We start from the raw sequence: 15,689 nt of genomic DNA, 5'->3' as shown, positions 1-15,689 counted from the left end.
ATCAGACCTGTCCGCGGTGGGGCTCGCCCCGCCGCCCCGGGGCCGCCCCGGCGTCGTCGACCGTGGACCCACGCACCGACAACGCCGGGGTGGTCTCCACTGGCCGCGGCTCCAGCGGCCCCGGTGCGGGTGAGCCCTCGCTACCAGTCGCGTCCGCTCCGATACTGAGCAGCGACAACGCCCCCCTGGCGATGGCCGGCAGATCCAGGTCCACGCTGGTGAGCGTTGGGGTGGCGAAGGCGGCGGCGTCGGTGTTCCCGCGGCCGATCACGGCCACCTCCAGAGGTACCCGTACACCGCGTCGTCGTAGCGCGCTTACGGCGCCCGCGGCCAGCGCATCGTTGTGGCACACCACCGCGTCCACGGGGAGCCCTGTGTATGCCAACCGTGCCACCGCCTCGACTCCGCCGAGCATCCCGTCAGGAGAACCGACACGCAGGACGGCATCGTCGTCGACGCGCAATCCCGACTCCCGTAGGCCTCGCACGCAGGCGCGCGTCCAGCGGTCGGCGGCACTGGCGACGCCGACGACGGCGGGACGGATTCGTCCCAGCGACCGCAGATGGGCGGCGACCAGCGCCGCCTGGGCATCGAGCGGGCAGCTCACTCGCGGCACGCCCACGGGGCCGGAATCGGCGATGAGCGCCAGGGGTGCGGGGGATGACGCCTCACCGGCCGGCAATGACGCCGGATCCAGCGCCCGGGGCACCAACACCGCGGCATCGGAGCGCCTCGCCCATGAGCCGGCCAGGATCTCCTGCTCGTGCTCCGCCTCACCGCTCGTCAGTTCCAGAATCACGGTCGTGTCGTCGGCGGCACGCATCAATTCCTGGGCCAGTGCGGCGTACAGCGGCTGCTGCAGGGTGGGGATCGCCAAGGTGATGCTTCCCCGCCGGCCTGAGCGCAGTGCCGAAGCGCTCGGATTGAGCCGATAGTCCAGCGCCGTGACCGCTTCCAGCACGCGCCGGCGCGTAGCGGTAGAGGCGCCGGGCGCGCCGCGCAGCACGTTCGAGACGGTCTTGGTGGACACGCCCGCCCGGCGGGCGACATCGCTCATGGTCACACGCGCGGCCACGGCGTCTCACCCCCGACGGTGGAGTCCCGGGCCAGCAGTGTCACATCCTCGATGACGGTGCGGGCGGGAGTGTCCGGGACGGCTATGCGCCGTCGCAGCAGTGAAACGGCGTCCGCCGCATATGTGCTCAGGTTCGGCGAGACGGTGGTCAGCGACGGGGAGGAGTAGCGCGCCAGTTCAAGGTTGTCGATGCCGGTGACGGCCACGTCCTGCGGCACTCGCAGCCCCGCCGCCGCCAGTTCATGGAGCGCGCCGAGCGCGAGCCCATCGTTGAAGCCGATCACGGCGTCGAAGTCGACGCCGCGCTCCAGCAGCTTTCGCACGGCGGCGGCGCCGTCGACGGGACGCCACTCGGTGGAGGCGACCAGGCGATGCTCGTCGAGGTCGAGTCCGTGCTCCTCCATGGCTGTGCGCAACGCCTCGGTGCGGGTCAGGCCCGCCGCATGCGTCCACTGGCCCGGTGCGGCCACGCCCAGCGCGGCGACGCGGCCGCGTCCGAGGGCCTGCAGGTGAGAAACGACCAGATCAATGCCGCGCTCGTTGTCCATGGCGACGCGGTCGACGGCGTCGTGTCTCCGCTCCCCGAGAAGCACCAGCGGGCGCTGTGCGGCCGCGGCGGCGATCTGCTCGGGTTCCATGCCCTGCCAGTACATGACGGTGCCGTCCAGGTCGGGATGCTCCGCCAGGAACTCCGCCTCGCCCTGCCCCCGCTCGCCGGTCACCCCGAGCACCACCGCCAGGTCGTGGCGGTGCGCCTCGGCGGCAATGCGGTCGGCGATCTCGGCGAAGAACGGCTGATTCAACTCCGGCACCGCCAGCCCGATGGCTCCGGAGCGACCGGTGCGCAGCGAGCGTGCGGAGGTGTTGGGGGCATAGCCTGCGCGCGCCACGGCGTCCAGCACTCGCTCGCGGGTAGTGGGGGAGACCCCCGGCTCGCCGTTGACCACCCGCGAGACGGTCTTCGGCGAGACGCCCGCGAGGGCGGCGACGTCGAGGAGCGTGGCGGCCATGCGCGGCAGCATACAGAAACGCACGCCGACTGTGCCGCGACGCACGTTCAACGATGTCAAACGTTGTCAATTCGCCTTTGTTTCCCCGTTCGCTCCAGCTGTGCGCTGGTACGGCAGAAGAAGTCGGGTTGATATTCGTTCGTGGACGGCGCTGATGGGGATTGACAACGTTGAAGTAGAGGGTCACCATGGTGACAACGGCAGCGCGCCGGCACCGCCCGCCGGAGGCACGGCCCACAACCGACTCAAAGGAGAGGATCCCTTGACAGCACGCATCTCGGTCGACGCCGACCGCCCCATCGGCCGCATCTCGCCCCGCATGTACGGCTCCTTCGTGGAGCACATGGGGCGCTGCGTCTACACCGGCATCTTCGAGCCCGACCACCCCACCGCCGACGCCAACGGCCTACGCCAGGACGTCATGGAACTGGTGCGCGAGCTCGGTGTCACCACCGTGCGCTACCCCGGCGGCAACTTCGTGTCCAACTACCGTTGGGAGGACGGCGTCGGCCCCATCCAGGACCGGCCCCGGCGGCTCGAGCTCGCCTGGCACACCACCGAGCCCAACACCTTCGGCACCGACCAGTTCATGACCTGGTGCGACCAGGCCGGTATCGAGCCGATGCTGGCCATCAACCTCGGCACTCGCGGCGAGACCGACGCCGTCAACCTCCTCGACTACGTCAACGGCCAGGCGGACACGCAGTACGCCAACCTGCGCCGCACCAACGGGCACGAGGACCCCTACAACGTGCGCATGTGGTGCCTGGGCAACGAGATGGACGGTCCCTGGCAGGTCGGCCACAAGAACGCCGAGGACTACGCCTACCTGGCCCTGTCCACCGCCCGCGCCATGCACATGGTCGACCAGAACCTCGAACTGGTGGCCTGCGGCTCCGCCGCCTGGGAGATGCCCACCTTCGGCGACTGGGAGCGCACCATCCTCGACCTGGCCTACGACGAGGTCGACTACATCAGCCTTCACCGCTACGTCGACCCCGACGCTCAGGACCGGGCCAGCTTCCTCGCCGCCGGCGTGGACCTGGACCGCTTCATCGACGGGGTGATCGCCACCGCCGACGCCGTCGGCGCCAAGCACCGCTCGAGCAAGAAGATCATGGTCAGCGTCGACGAGTGGAACGTGTGGCGCCTGGGCGCCTGGAACTCCATCGAGCACGGCTTCGCCCCCGACGACTGGCCGGAGGCCGCCCCCCGCATCGAGGACGTCTACACCGGCGCCGACGCCCTGGTGGTCGGCGGCCTACTGATCTCCCTGCTGCGCCACGCCGACCGCGTCAAGGCCGCCTCCATGGCGCAGCTGGTCAACGTGATCGCCCCGATTATGACCGAGAAGGGCGGACGCGCCTGGCGGCAGACCACCTTCCACCCCTTCGCCATCGCCTCCCGGATCGCCCGCGGCCAGGCCTACGACGCCGTCGTCGCCAGCCCGGTCACCGGCACCGAGCGCTACGGCGAGATCGACGCCGTCGACGCCGTGGTCACCTGGGACGAGGAGACGGGAACCGGCTCGCTGCTGGCCCTGAACCGCTCACTGACCGATGCGGTCGACGTCACCGCCGCGCTGGGGGCCCTGGGCGTGAGCCGCGTCAAGGCGGCCCAGATCATCGCGCCCGACGACCTCGACGCCGTCAACACCGCCGACGACCCCGACCGCGTCCACCCCGTCCCCCATGAGGTGACGCTGGCCGACGGCGTGCTCGCCACCACGCTGCCGCCCGCCTCCTGGCTGGCGGTCGAGCTCGCCTGAAAGAAAGGAGCCCGTAGCGTCGGCGGCGGGCCGGCCCGCCCCTCTGTCGACGCCCCACCCGGGCGGCGCGTACGACTCGACAGCCCGTACGTGCCGCCCCAACGGGCGTCACTCACTCACGACTGACAAGGAGGTCACGTTGAGTCAACCATCGATTCCGTACGCGCTCCCGAGCAGACGTCGCTTTCTGACCGCGGCCATGCTTTCGGGCGCCGCACTGGCCGGAACCGGCCTGCTGGGCGGCTGCTCGTCCTCGGCATCCGCCTCCGACCGCACCAAGATCCAGCTCTGGCACCTGTTCACCGGCGGTGACGGCGGCGTCTTCCAGGCCATGATGGACACCGTCGGCCAGCAGAATCCGCAGCTTGAGATCGACCCCGTGGTGCTCACCTGGGGCGGCCCCTACTACACGAAGCTAGCGATGTCCTCGGTCGGCGGGCGCTCCCCGGACCTGGCCGTCATGCACGCCACTCGAGTGATCGGCTACGCCCCCGGCGGGCTGCTCGACACCTGGGATCTGGACCGGCTCGCGGACCACGGCATCACCCCCGAGATGTTCCCCGATCTGCTGTGGGACAAGTGCTTCGTGGACGGCCGGCTGTACGCCGTCCCGCTGGACTTCCACGCCTTCATCCTCTTCTTCAACACCGAGCTGTGCGACCAGGCCGGGTTGCTCGCCGCGGACGGCACCCTGACCGGACTGGACTCCCCCGAGGGCTTCCTCGACGCCGGCCGCCGTCTGGCGGAGGTAACCGGCGGGCAGGGCATGTCCTTCGGCTACACCGGCGACGGCGCCCAGGTCTCCCGCATGTTCTGGGGTCTGTACGCCCAGACCGGTGCGGAATGCACCCTCATTCCGGGGCAGGAGGCGCAGATCGACCGAGACGCCGCCATCAAGGTCACCTCCCTGATCAAGGACATGCTCGACGGCACCGTCGCCGAGCCGGATATGGACTACGGCGGCGCCATCGCCTCCTTCTCCACCGGCCGCACCGGCATCACCTTCATGGGCAACTGGGAGTACCAGACCTTCCTGAACGCCGGCGTGCCCCTGGACGCCATGCCGATGCCGAACATCTTCGGCACCCCGGCCACCTTCGGTGACTCCCACGTATTCGTGCTCCCGCACCAGACGAGTGTGGATGAGGCCAAGCGCGATGCGGCCTACGAGGTCGTGGCCGGCATGCTCAAGAACTCCCTCGACTGGGCGGCCGGCGGGCACACCCCCGCGAACGTGGAGGTCACCTCATCCTCCGCCTACGCCGAGCTCGTGCCCCAGTCCCACTATGCCGACGCCATCGACCAGGCCGTCTTCGAACCAGCCGCCTGGTTCACGGGATCCGGCTCCGATTTCCAGGCCCGCGTGGCGGAGGTCATGCAGTCCTGCTGGCTGTCCGGCTCCCTCACGCCGGAGCAGGCCGTGGACGGACTCATCGACCGCCTTAACCGCATGCTCGCCCAGAACCCGCCGGCCTGAGTGAAAGGAGACCCGCTATGACTGTTAGAACCGCAGCGAATACGGCAGCCGGTACGGATCCGGCTGCGGCCTCCACCACGAGGACCGGTCGCCGGGCCGGCGCGAGCCGGAGCGCACGGGACTCCTCCCGCGCGGTTAGGCGACTCGGCTCTGGCATGCCCTTCGTCATTCCCTTCCTCATCGTCGCCTTCCTGTTTCTGATCGCCCCCATCGTCTACGGGCTGTGGCTGTCTTTCACGGAGCAGTCCCTGATGGGCAACGGCGGCTGGGTGGGACTGGCCAACTATGTTGAGACCTTCGGTGACGCGACCATGTGGTCCACTCTGGGCCACACGCTCGCCTTCACGCTCATGAGCACCATCCCGCTGGTACTCGTCGCCCTGATCATGGCACTACTGGTGTACACCGGCATCCCCGGCCAGTGGTTCTGGCGGCTGTCCTTCTTCGCCCCCTATCTCCTGCCGGTCGCCGTCGTCGTGCAGATCTGGACCTGGCTGTTCAACTCCGATGTCGGCTTCATCAACTACTGGCTGGTCAGGTTCGGGCTGGACAAGGTCGGCTGGCTCACCGACGTGAACGTGGCCATGTGGTCCATGGTCATCCTGACCGTCTGGTGGACCGTGGGCTTCAACTTCCTGCTGTACCTGTCCAGCCTCCAGGCGATCCCGGACCTGCTGTACGAGGCCGCCGAGGTCGACGGCGCCGGCTTCTGGCGCAAGCTCTTATCCATCACGCTGCCGCAGCTGCGTGGCACCACCGTGCTGGTGGCCACCTTGCAGGTGATCGCCTCACTGAAGATCTTCGACCAGATGTTCATCGCCTTCGCCGGCGGATCGGGCCCCGAGGGCTCCACCCGCCCCATCCTCCAATACATCTACGACACGGGTTTCACGAACTACCGCATGGGTTACGCCTCGGCGATGTCATACATCTTCTTCATCGTCATCATTGTCATCACCGTGGCCTTCCGGTTCCTGACCCGCTCTCGGAAGGACGCCAACAATGAGCGCTGAGTCCATCGCCCCGCCGATTTCCTTGCGCGACCGGCACCGCCGCGAGCGGGCCGAGCGCAATGCGGAGATCCGCCGCACCCGCGGTCTGCTGTTGGGAGACAGCAAGGTGGCCCGCGTCGTCGCCTTCCTGATCCTGGCCCTGTTCGCCCTCACCTGGCTGTTGCCGCTCGCCTGGGCGATAGACACCTCCTTCAAGACCGAGGTACAGGCACAGTCACTGCCGCTGCAGTGGGTTCCCGACGGCGGCTTCACCCTGGAGAACTACCGCACCGTATTCGCGCGCGGCGAGGTGTTCACCTGGATGGGCAACACCTTCCTGATCGCCACCGCGGTCACCATCCTCACGGTCATCATCTGTGCGCTGGCCGGCTACGCCTTCTCCCGCACCATCTTCCGTGGGCGCAAGGCGCTGCTCGCGCTGACGATCGCCCTGATCATGGTTCCCGGGCAGATCCTGATCGTGCCGCTGTTCAAGGAGATGGTGCTGCTGAACGCGGTGGACACCTTCGCCGGTGTGATCCTGCCACAGACCATCGCGCCGATGATGGTGTACATCTTCAAGCAGTACTTCGACCAGGTTCCCCAGGAACTGGAGGATGCCGCCCGCGTGGACGGCGCCGGGAACTGGCGCCTGTTCTGGAACATCATCCTGCCGGTGTCCCGGCCGATTGTCACCGCCGTGGCTATCTTCGTGTTCATCGGTGCATGGAACAACTTCATGTGGCCGTTCATCGTCACCAACAACCCCGACCTGATGACGTTGCCGGTGGGGCTGTCCACGGTGAAGAACGCCTACGGCACCATCTACGCCCAGACCATGGCCTCCGCCATGATCGCCGCGCTGCCGCTCACGATCCTGTTCATGCTCTTCCAGCGCCAGATCATCAAGGCCGTGGCCACCACCGGCCTGGGCGGCCAGTGAGGGCGCACGAGATCTGTCTGGCCGTGCAGCGGTCGCAGCCGGTGGCGGCCTTACTGACCTTGAAGCAGGTTCCTGAGTTGACTGACCGTCTCCGCTCCTTTCATATCGACGTCGGCGAGGAGCGGATAGACGGCGTCCTCCTCCACTTCAAGAATGCCCTGGGTCGGGTGGGTGAGCGTATACAGCCCCGGTTCATCGGAGGCCGTCAAGAACAGAACCGCCTTATCGCCGCCAATTTCGGCCAGAGGCGCCTGCCCATCGGATTCCACCGGCTCTTGCCGGATGCGCACCGATGCCACGTCCAGGCCCGTCGGCGCCAGGACCTCGCTGGCATCAACGACTGCGGTACCGTCCGGATCGATCGGTACGCCATCGACGCTGCCGATGATGACGAGGTCCGAGGCCTCGGCGAGTGCCTGGACGTCTTCATAGGACTGCGGCAGGATCGGTTGGTAGGAGCCGTCTGTGATGGACTCGGCTTCGGCGTCGGGCTTACTTGGACGGTCGAGCCGAGTGACCGCAAACGATCCTACGGCTAGCACCACGGCGGCCGCAGCCGCGACGGGGATCAAGAACCGGGGCGAGCGGGTGGCCCGTTCAAGCGGTGAGGATTGCTGCGCGGGACGGCCGTGCTGGGGATCGTAGACGTGGCCGGTTATGTCGGTGAAGTCCGCTTGTGCGCGCCGCGAGAGCGAGGAGTTCCGTCCGGGGCCCCGGGGGCGGGAGTTCCTAATCCTGCGCTCAAGATCGTTCATTGACTGGTGTTCTCCTCTTGTATGCACTTGTCACTCCGGCTCCTCGAGAGCGGCGCGCAACCGCTTCTTGGCTCGTAGTAGGCGCACTCGGACAGCGACTGTCGTGATATCGAGTACGGATGCCATCTCGGATCGCGTCAGCTCCTCCCAGTACGCCATTCGTAGTATTTCGCGGTCGTCGGCGCTGAGTGACCTCATGGCCTGGCGAACCAGGATGGAGTCATCAATCGCGGTCTCGATCGACTCGTGTGCGTCTTGGGTGCCGCTCATCGAGTCGAAGTACTTCGTGTCACGCTCGTGTCTGCGGTACTGGTTGGCGATCAAGTTGCGGAGTGTCTTGTAAAGCCATGGAACGCTGACCTCTCCGCCCGATATATGGTGCTGCCAGGCTATTCGGAAGGTCTCGGCGGTAATGTCCTCCGCCACCGCCTGCTGTCCGAGGCGCTGTCTGGCGATTGCTAGCATGTGGGGCTGGTGATCGGTGTAGATCTGCTGGAATGTCTCGACGGCATCGGACCGCGTCAAGGTAATATCAGAATGGGCGGCTGCGGAGGAGGCCTGACTTGTCGGTGAGTCGGACCTCCCCCGCAGCGATGAATGAGTCTCATTCGGGGGCATCGTTGACCATGAAGTACTCGTCGTATCCGGGGCTCGGGGAGGGCGTCACGGGAGCGGACGGGAAGTAGCCTCCACCCAGCGAGACCTCCGGGCCGATGGGGATGGTGCCTCCGCTCGGCAGGCGTATCTCGGTCCCGTCAGACGTGACCTCGGTTCCCTCGGGGAAGACCATACCCACAGGCTTCGGGCCGGTCTCCGTGGCATGGTCCGCGCCGCTGCCGGCTTCCTGTATGCAACCGCTGTGCTCGTCGACTTCCAACTGCCCTTGCCAGAGCGCATCCAGATAGATTCGCTCCTCATCTTGGGCGACCTCATAGGTGAGCACGTATGGCTGCTCCGTCGGGCCGGTGTGTACGTCGTCAGCCTGGTTCCCCGCGCATCCTCCCTGGGCCATCACCGCCAGGGCGACACCTATGGCGGCGGTGCGGCGCGCGACAGTGCGGCTGGTGCTGGTCATCTGGCTCTTCTTCAACCGGCTCAATGTCGGTCGCCTCCTTGACAGCGGCACCTGCTGGGCCTCAGCAAACACGTTCCGCGGGAGTGCGGTGAACTCTTCTGGCGGAGTTTCGCGGAATACCGGCCTCGGGTCGACGTCGCTGCGGGCTGTGCGCATTTGTGCCTCCTCGGGTCGGTGGATGTTTCAGACGCCGGCGTTCCGATTCGGAACGAGATGGGTTGGCGACTGGTATATGTCTGGGCGGGCGGTCGCGTTACATCCCAACGGGGAACCGTCGACTAGCATTGCACTCAACCGGAATACAATCCGGGGCGGCGGCCCCACGAGAGTCTGGAAGCAACCATGCAACACCCTTCGCTCAATGGAGAGCTCATCGACCTGCGCGCGGGCGACTACGAAGCCCGGATCGCCACCGCAGGTGCCACTCTGGTCCACCTGCGCCGGCAGGGGCGCGACCTGGTCATCCCCTTTGATGCCGAAACCGCCCTGCCCGGCGCCTGGCAGGGCAAGACGCTGGTCCCCTGGCCCAACCGCATCGCCGACTCCCACTACACCTACCGCGGCGTGGATTACCCGGTGCCCTGCAATGAGCCCGAGACCGGGGCCGCCCTGCACGGCCTGGTCGGCTGGACGAGCTTCGCCGTCGCCGAGCCCGAAGCCGCCGGCGCTGCCACGCCGGAGGCGGCCGAGGCGGTCACCCTGGTACTCAGTCTGCCCGCCTCCTACGCCTACCCCTGGGCGCTGGAGGTCGCCGTCCGCTACGCGTTGGACGCGGGCACGGGCCTTACCGTCACCACCACAACCACCAACGCCGGCGCCGCCGTCTCCCCGGCCGCCGGCATCGTTGGCGCCCCGCTCGAGGACGGGATTCCCGCGCCCGCTCCTTACGGCGTCTCCTGCCACCCCTACCTGACCCGCTCGGTCCCGCTGGACGAATGTGTGCTGCAGGTGCCCGCCGACCGCGTGCTCGACGTCGACGCCCACATGGCGCCGGCGGGGGAGCGGGACGTGACCGGCAGCGACTGGGACTGGCGCGCCGGGCGCCTGGTGGGGAGCACCGCCACCGACAACGCCTACACCGGGCTGCCCGCAGGTGCGTGGCAGGTGCGGCTGACCGGCGGCGAGGGCGAGCACAGCGTGGTCATTAGCGCCGCGGCCCCCTGGGTGCAGGTCTACAGCGGTGAGCACCTGGGACGGCGGGGCGTCGCCGTCGAGCCCATGACCTGCCCGCCCAACGCCTTCAATACCGGACAAGACCTGGTCACTCTGGCTGCGGGCGAGTCCCACACCTTCATCTGGCGGCTCTGGGAGGAGGACTGAGCCGGGCCGCGGGTACGCCGCCCATGTCTGCGCAGGCAGTGCCCGGAACCGTGGGGCGCCGTCCGGGAATGATGGACGTCGCCCGCCTGGCCGGCGTCTCCCACCAGACCGTCTCGCGCGTCATCAACCGCCCCGAATCCGTCCGCCCCGCCACTTTGGCGAAGGTCCGGGCCGCCATCGATCAGCTCGGTTACCGGCCCAATATGGCCGCGCGCGCCCTGGTCACCGCCTCAACCCGCATGATCGGCGTGGTCACCACCGGATCCCACTTCCAGGGGCCCGCATCCACCACCGCCGCCATCGAGGTCGCCGCCCGGCAGGCCGGCTATGCCACCCTCGTCACCGCCCTTAAGCGCGAGGCCGACGACGCGGAGAAGGAGATCCGCGACGTCTTCGACTTCCTGATCGAACGCGGCGTGGACGGAATCATCGCGGTCGCCCCACAGACCTGGATCGCCACCTCTGCCGAACGGGTCGCCCGGGCGGTGCCGCTCGTCGTCGTCGCCGACGGCCTGACGCCGAGCGAGCGCATCCATGTGGTCTCGGTGGACCAGGAACTGGGCGCACGCATGGCGGTGGGACACTTGCTGGGACTAGGGCGAAAGCGCATCGCGCATCTCGCGGGACCGGCGGACTGGTACGACGCCCTCGCCCGCGCTCGCGGCTGGCGCGCCGCCCTGGAGGACGCCGGCTGCGAGATCCCGCCGATGCTGACGGGGGACTGGAGTGCCGAGCGCGGCTATGAGGTCGGCGCCGAAATGGTGGCGCGCGGTCTGCCCGACGCCGTCTTCTGCGCCAACGACCTGATGGCCCTCGGCGTGCTGGCCGCATTGCGCGACCAGGGGGTGCGCGTGCCCGAGGAGGTGGCCGTGGTCGGCTTCGACGACACTCCCGGCACGGCCTTCTTCTCCCCGCCGCTGACCACGGTGCGCCAGCCCTTCGACGAGCTCGGCGTGCTGTGCATGGAGGTGCTCCTGCGCGCGATCGACGGCGAGGCCGGCACCACCCACTCGATCTCCCCAACCCTGCGCGTGCGCCGCTCCAGCTGCTGACGCCTGAGCGGCCGACGGCCACTCGTCGGCGGCCGGTCCTGCACCGGCTCGAGGGAGACTCGTCAAAACATGGATGTTAAGGTTCACTCTACATGAGTGGGTTGTTAACCGATCTAAAAGGCGGATATTTAGCCACTTGGTCCGTGTGTGTCGGTGGTTACGGGAGATTGTTGACACGCCGAAAGTGAACGTTCACACTAGTGTTGGATCCCGCGGACGGCGTGCCGAGGCGTTGTGTCCGCGGGGCTTCCTGAAGATCTCGAAGAGGAGGCTCAACATGTCTCGACCCCAAGTCCCGACTCTTTCGCGTCGCTTAGCTCTCGCCGGTGGTGTCACCGCCGCGGTGGCGACGGCGCTGGCCGCCTGCGGTGGGCCCGGCGCGACAGGCGGAGCCGGAAACGACACCGCCGGCAAGGAGCCCGCGGAACTCAAGATCGGCGTGGCCATGCCGACCAAGTCATCTGAACGCTGGATCAAAGACGGTAACAACATCAAGCAGCAGCTCGAAGAACTCGGCTACAACGTCGATCTGCAGTTCGCCGAGGATGACATCCCCACGCAGGCCAACCAGATCGACAACATGATCACGCAGGGCGTCAATCTGCTCATCATTGCGCCCATCGACGGCACCGCGCTGTCCGGTCAACTGGACTCCGCCGGCGAGGCCGGTATTCCGGTCATCTCCTACGACCGCCTCATCCGGGACAACGAGAACGTCAGCTACTACACCAGCTTCGACAACTACGACGTCGGCACCCAGATGGGCACCTCACTGCTCATCGGCATGGGCATTCTTAACGCCGATGGCGAGGACGCAGGTGTTTCACCGGACGAGACCTACAACATCGAGCTGTTCGGTGGTTCTCCGGACGACAACAACGCCCCCTTCTTCTTCAACGGCGCCATGGACGTCATCCAGCCGTACCTCGGCAGCGGCGTCATCACCGTCAAATCCGGTCAGACCGACTTCGACACCGTGGCCACCATGCGGTGGGATGCCGCCACCGCCCAGTCCCGCATGGACAACCTGATCACCTCCACCTACTCCGACGGCAGCCGGGTGGACGGCGTCCTATCGCCGCTCGACTCCATGTCCATCGGCATCCTCGGCGCCCTCAAGGGCGCCGGGTACGGCACCGATGCGCAGCCCTACCCGACGGTGACCGGGCAGGACGCGGAAATCGCGGGCATCAAGTCGATCATGGCCGGAGAGCAGTACTCCACCATCTTCAAGGACACTCGCGAGCTCGCCGACGCCGCGGTGCAGATGGCCGTGGCGGTGCTCAGCGGCGAGGAGCCCGAGGTCAACGACACCGAGACCTACGACAACGGGGTGAAGGTCGTCCCCTCCTACCTGCTGAAGTCCGAGATCATCACCAAGGACAACGTACATAGTTCCCTCGTGGACACGGGCTACATCACCGAGGACGAACTCAAGTGACCGGAATTGCTTCGTGGTACCGGGTGCATCGGTGCCCATCCGTGACAGGAGTCGGGGCTGAACATGGCAACTGACAACATTCTTGAGATGCGTGGCATCACCAAGCGGTTTCCCGGGGTGGTGGCGTTGGATGACGTCAACTTCGCGGTGAGGCGCGGCGAGATCCATGCCATCTGCGGCGAGAACGGGGCCGGTAAGTCGACCCTGATGAAGGTGCTGTCGGGTGTGCACCCGCACGGCACCTACGAGGGGCAGATCCTGCTCGACGGCAAGGAGGTGAGTTTCTCCGACATCAAGGCGTCGGAGAGCGCGGGCATCGCCATCATCCACCAGGAACTCACGCTCAGTCCGTTCCTGTCCATCGCGGAGAACATCTTCCTGGGGAATGAACGCTCATCCCGCGGCGTCATCGACTGGCACCGCACGAACACCGAAGCCCAGAAGATCATGGCCCGCGTGGGGCTGGCGGAGAATCCGGCAACCCGGGTTCAGGACATAGGTGTGGGCAAGCAACAGCTTGTGGAGATCGCCAAGGCCCTGTCCAAGGACGTGCGCCTGCTCATCCTGGACGAGCCCACCGCCGCCCTCAACGACGACGACTCCGCCCACCTGCTCGACCTAATACGTCAACTCCAGGAGCGGGGCATCACCTGCATCATGATCTCCCACAAACTCGGAGAGATCAGGCAGATCGCCGATTCCACGACGATCATTCGCGATGGGCACACCATCGCCACGCTCGACATGCATCGCAAGGGCGGTGTCGAGGAGGACGAGATCATCCGCCTCATGGTCGGCCGCACGCTGGACCAGCGCTTCCCCGATCACGTCTCCCAAGTCGATGGAGAGGCGCTGCGACTCGAGGGCTGGACCGTGCACCATCCCGCCGACCCGTCGCGCACCGTCGTCGACGCCGCCGACCTGGTGCTCAGGCACGGTGAGATCGTCGGCCTCGCCGGCCTGATGGGGGCCGGACGCACCGAGCTGGCCATGAGCCTGTTCGGCCGCTCCTGGGGTAGCGACATTTCCGGCAGAGTCTTCAAAGACGGCCGCGAGATCCAAATCAAGGACGTGGCCTCGGCCATCGCCAACGGCATCGCCTACGTTTCGGAGGACCGCAAGCGCTACGGGCTCAACCTCATCGAGTCCATCAGGCGCAACGTCTCATCGGCATCCCCGCGCAGATTCTCCCACCGCGGCGTGCTCGATCTTCATGAGGAACGCGCCGTGGTCACCGAGCTGTGCGGTCAGATGGCTGTAAAGGCACCCACCATTGAATCCCTCGTCGGCGGACTGTCGGGAGGCAATCAGCAGAAGGTCGTGCTCGCCAAGTGGGTGGCCGCCGCGCCGGACGTGCTGATCCTCGATGAGCCCACCCGCGGGATCGACGTCGGCGCCAAATACGAGATCTACCAGATCATCAACCAGCTCGCGGACGCGGGCAAGGCCGTCCTCGTCATCTCCTCGGAGCTGCCCGAACTTCTGGGCATCTGCGATCGCATCTACACCCTTTCGGCTGGGCGCGTCACCGCCGACCTGGATCGCGGCGATGCCGACCAGGAGACGCTCATGCGCTATATGACTCAGATCAAGGAAGACTGACCAATGTCCAATACATTCTCAACGCTCAAGGGAGCCTTGCGTACAAACCTGCGGCAAGGGGGTCTGGCGATTGCACTCGTCGTCATCGTGATCTTCTTCGCGATCGTCACCAATGGCCAGATCCTCTCCTCCCAGAACGTCTCCAACATCATCGTGCAGAACGCCTATGTGTTGGTTCTGGCGATCGGCATGCTCTTCGCCATCCTGATGGCCGACATCGACCTGTCGGTCGGCTCGGTCGTGGCTCTGACCGGGGCCGTCGCGGGCGTGGTGACCGTCAACCATGGCATGCCCTGGTGGGCCGGAGTCATCGCCGCCCTGATCACCGGTCTGCTCGTCGGCGTGTGGCAGGGGTTCTGGATCGCCTTCGTCGGCATCCCCGCCTTCATCGTCACCCTCGCCGGCATGCTGATCTTCCGCGGGCTGACCATGATCGTGCTGCACAACCTGTCCATCTCCCCGTTCCCGAGCGGATTCCGGGAGATCTCGTCGGGCTACCTCAATGGATTGCTCGGCGGGTACGGGTACGACGTATTCACGCTGCTGCTTGTCGCCATCGCACTCGCCGCATATGTGTTCTCCGAGGTGCGCAACCGGAGGCGTTCCATCGCCAATGAGATTCCCGTCTCCGCCTCCGGGACCTGGATCGCGCGCATTGTGCTCGTTTGCCTGATCGCCATGGCCTTCGCCTGGAAGATCGGCACCTACAAGGGCACCCCATACGTGCTGATCATCCTGGCGGCACTGATTCTGCTCTACTCCTTCGTCGCCGGGCGCACCGTCATCGGTCGCCAGATCTACGCGATCGGCGGGAACAAGGAGGCGGCGGCCCTGTCCGGCGTCAAGGTGCAGTGGGTCCGCTTCTGGGTGTTCGTCAACAACGGGGTGCTGTGCGCCCTCGCCGGCATCATCTTCACCTCCCGGCTCAACATGGCCGGACCCAAGGCCGGCCAGGGCTTCGAGCTCGACGCCATCGCCGCCTGTTTCATCGGCGGTGCGGCCGTCACCGGCGGTGTGGGCACCGTCGTCGGCGCCATCGTCGGCGGCCTGGTCATGGCCGTGATGAACAACGGCATGTCCCTGCTGGGGGTCGGCATCGACTACCAGCAGGCCATCAAGGGCCTGGTCGTACTCGGCGCCGTCGCCTTCGACCTGCTCAACAAGCGTCGTCCCGTGACC

Annotated in this window: 14 protein-coding genes; 9 read left to right on the top strand and 5 right to left on the bottom strand. The window is 66.8% G+C overall.

The genetic code is table 11. The features are described from left to right. Nucleotide 1: 1 nt before the first annotated feature. Entirely contained in the window at nt 2-1,057 is a 1,056-nt protein-coding gene (locus tag DRB06_RS04345) for a LacI family DNA-binding transcriptional regulator (RefSeq protein WP_146750798.1), read from the bottom strand. 2 nt (nt 1,058-1,059) lie between these two features. Beyond that, nucleotides 1,060-2,085, bottom strand: coding sequence for a LacI family DNA-binding transcriptional regulator (locus DRB06_RS04340; RefSeq protein ID WP_073327856.1), 1,026 nt, complete (start codon nt 2,083-2,085; stop codon nt 1,060-1,062). Between the two features lie 262 nt (nt 2,086-2,347). Between DRB06_RS04340 and DRB06_RS04335 the strand changes: the two genes are divergently transcribed. From DRB06_RS04335 to DRB06_RS04320, 4 genes are all read left to right on the top strand, one after another. Beyond that, the gene (locus DRB06_RS04335; protein ID WP_258522137.1) at nt 2,348-3,853 is read left to right on the top strand and encodes an alpha-N-arabinofuranosidase; all 1,506 of its coding nucleotides are present in this window, start codon (nt 2,348-2,350) and stop codon (nt 3,851-3,853) included. Nucleotides 3,854-3,992: 139 nt separating this feature from the next. Continuing rightward, nucleotides 3,993-5,330: an extracellular solute-binding protein gene (locus DRB06_RS16820; RefSeq protein ID WP_220092968.1), complete on the top strand. Its 1,338-nt coding sequence runs from the start codon at nt 3,993-3,995 to the stop codon at nt 5,328-5,330. A 17-nt stretch (nt 5,331-5,347) separates the two neighbouring features. Then, nucleotides 5,348-6,343 carry a carbohydrate ABC transporter permease gene (locus tag DRB06_RS04325; protein ID WP_111819211.1) on the top strand — a complete coding sequence of 332 codons (996 nt, stop codon included), beginning with the start codon at nt 5,348-5,350 and terminating at the stop codon, nt 6,341-6,343. Further along, a complete protein-coding gene (locus DRB06_RS04320) occupies nt 6,333-7,265 on the top strand; it encodes a carbohydrate ABC transporter permease (RefSeq protein ID WP_111819210.1) in 933 nt (310 codons plus the stop codon). The genes DRB06_RS04325 and DRB06_RS04320 overlap by 11 nt, the downstream gene beginning before the upstream one ends. Nucleotides 7,266-7,315: 50 nt before the next feature. Here DRB06_RS04320 and DRB06_RS04315 read toward each other — a convergent pair whose 3' ends face one another. From DRB06_RS04315 to DRB06_RS04305, 3 genes are all read right to left on the bottom strand, one after another. Next, nucleotides 7,316-8,020 carry a hypothetical protein gene (locus tag DRB06_RS04315; RefSeq protein ID WP_108966129.1) on the bottom strand — a complete coding sequence of 235 codons (705 nt, stop codon included), beginning with the start codon at nt 8,018-8,020 and terminating at the stop codon, nt 7,316-7,318. 30 nt (nt 8,021-8,050) lie between these two features. Then, a complete protein-coding gene (locus DRB06_RS04310; protein ID WP_159097635.1) occupies nt 8,051-8,545 on the bottom strand; it encodes an RNA polymerase sigma factor in 495 nt (164 codons plus the stop codon). Nucleotides 8,546-8,624: 79 nt separating this feature from the next. After that, nucleotides 8,625-9,251, bottom strand: a complete 627-nt coding sequence (locus DRB06_RS04305; RefSeq protein WP_111819209.1) for a hypothetical protein — start codon at nt 9,249-9,251, stop codon at nt 8,625-8,627. Between the two features lie 186 nt (nt 9,252-9,437). Here DRB06_RS04305 and DRB06_RS04300 point away from each other — a divergent pair, with 186 nt between their 5' ends. From DRB06_RS04300 to mmsB, 5 genes are all read left to right on the top strand, one after another. Beyond that, complete coding sequence (locus tag DRB06_RS04300) at nt 9,438-10,415, top strand: aldose epimerase (RefSeq protein WP_111819208.1); 978 nt, start codon at nt 9,438-9,440, stop codon at nt 10,413-10,415. A 23-nt stretch (nt 10,416-10,438) separates the two neighbouring features. Beyond that, nucleotides 10,439-11,467, top strand: a complete 1,029-nt coding sequence (locus tag DRB06_RS04295; protein ID WP_234416076.1) for a LacI family DNA-binding transcriptional regulator — start codon at nt 10,439-10,441, stop codon at nt 11,465-11,467. 277 nt (nt 11,468-11,744) lie between these two features. Then, a complete protein-coding gene (chvE, locus tag DRB06_RS04290) occupies nt 11,745-12,908 on the top strand; it encodes a multiple monosaccharide ABC transporter substrate-binding protein (protein WP_111819207.1) in 1,164 nt (387 codons plus the stop codon). 63 nt (nt 12,909-12,971) lie between these two features. Continuing rightward, nucleotides 12,972-14,510: a multiple monosaccharide ABC transporter ATP-binding protein gene (gene mmsA, locus DRB06_RS04285; protein ID WP_111819206.1), complete on the top strand. Its 1,539-nt coding sequence runs from the start codon at nt 12,972-12,974 to the stop codon at nt 14,508-14,510. Between the two features lie 3 nt (nt 14,511-14,513). Then, nucleotides 14,514-15,689: multiple monosaccharide ABC transporter permease (gene mmsB / locus DRB06_RS04280; protein ID WP_146750800.1), on the top strand; the 1,176-nt coding region annotated here is incomplete at its 3' end.

The sequence above is a fragment of the Actinomyces sp. Z5 genome (genome assembly GCF_003287795.1).
In the GTDB taxonomy this organism is placed as follows: Bacteria; Actinomycetota; Actinomycetes; order Actinomycetales; family Actinomycetaceae; genus Actinomyces; species Actinomyces glycerinitolerans.
Note: the sequence above shows the minus strand (reverse complement) of the source record. Positions and strands in the feature narration are given on the sequence as shown.

Excerpts from the sequence above, each read along its gene's own strand:
- DRB06_RS04305 (WP_111819209.1), bottom strand. The coding sequence starts at position 9,251 with ATGCGCACAGCCCGCAGCGACGTCGACCCGAGGCCGGTATTCCGCGAA.
- DRB06_RS04315 (WP_108966129.1), bottom strand. The coding sequence starts at position 8,020 with ATGAACGATCTTGAGCGCAGGATTAGGAACTCCCGCCCCCGGGGCCCC.
- chvE (WP_111819207.1), top strand. The coding sequence starts at position 11,745 with ATGTCTCGACCCCAAGTCCCGACTCTTTCGCGTCGCTTAGCTCTCGCC.
- DRB06_RS04340 (WP_073327856.1), bottom strand. The coding sequence starts at position 2,085 with ATGGCCGCCACGCTCCTCGACGTCGCCGCCCTCGCGGGCGTCTCGCCG.
- DRB06_RS04295 (WP_234416076.1), top strand. The coding sequence starts at position 10,439 with ATGTCTGCGCAGGCAGTGCCCGGAACCGTGGGGCGCCGTCCGGGAATG.
- DRB06_RS04325 (WP_111819211.1), top strand. The coding sequence starts at position 5,348 with ATGACTGTTAGAACCGCAGCGAATACGGCAGCCGGTACGGATCCGGCT.
- DRB06_RS04345 (WP_146750798.1), bottom strand. The coding sequence starts at position 1,057 with ATGAGCGATGTCGCCCGCCGGGCGGGCGTGTCCACCAAGACCGTCTCG.
- DRB06_RS04300 (WP_111819208.1), top strand. The coding sequence starts at position 9,438 with ATGCAACACCCTTCGCTCAATGGAGAGCTCATCGACCTGCGCGCGGGC.
- mmsA (WP_111819206.1), top strand. The coding sequence starts at position 12,972 with ATGGCAACTGACAACATTCTTGAGATGCGTGGCATCACCAAGCGGTTT.
- DRB06_RS04320 (WP_111819210.1), top strand. The coding sequence starts at position 6,333 with ATGAGCGCTGAGTCCATCGCCCCGCCGATTTCCTTGCGCGACCGGCAC.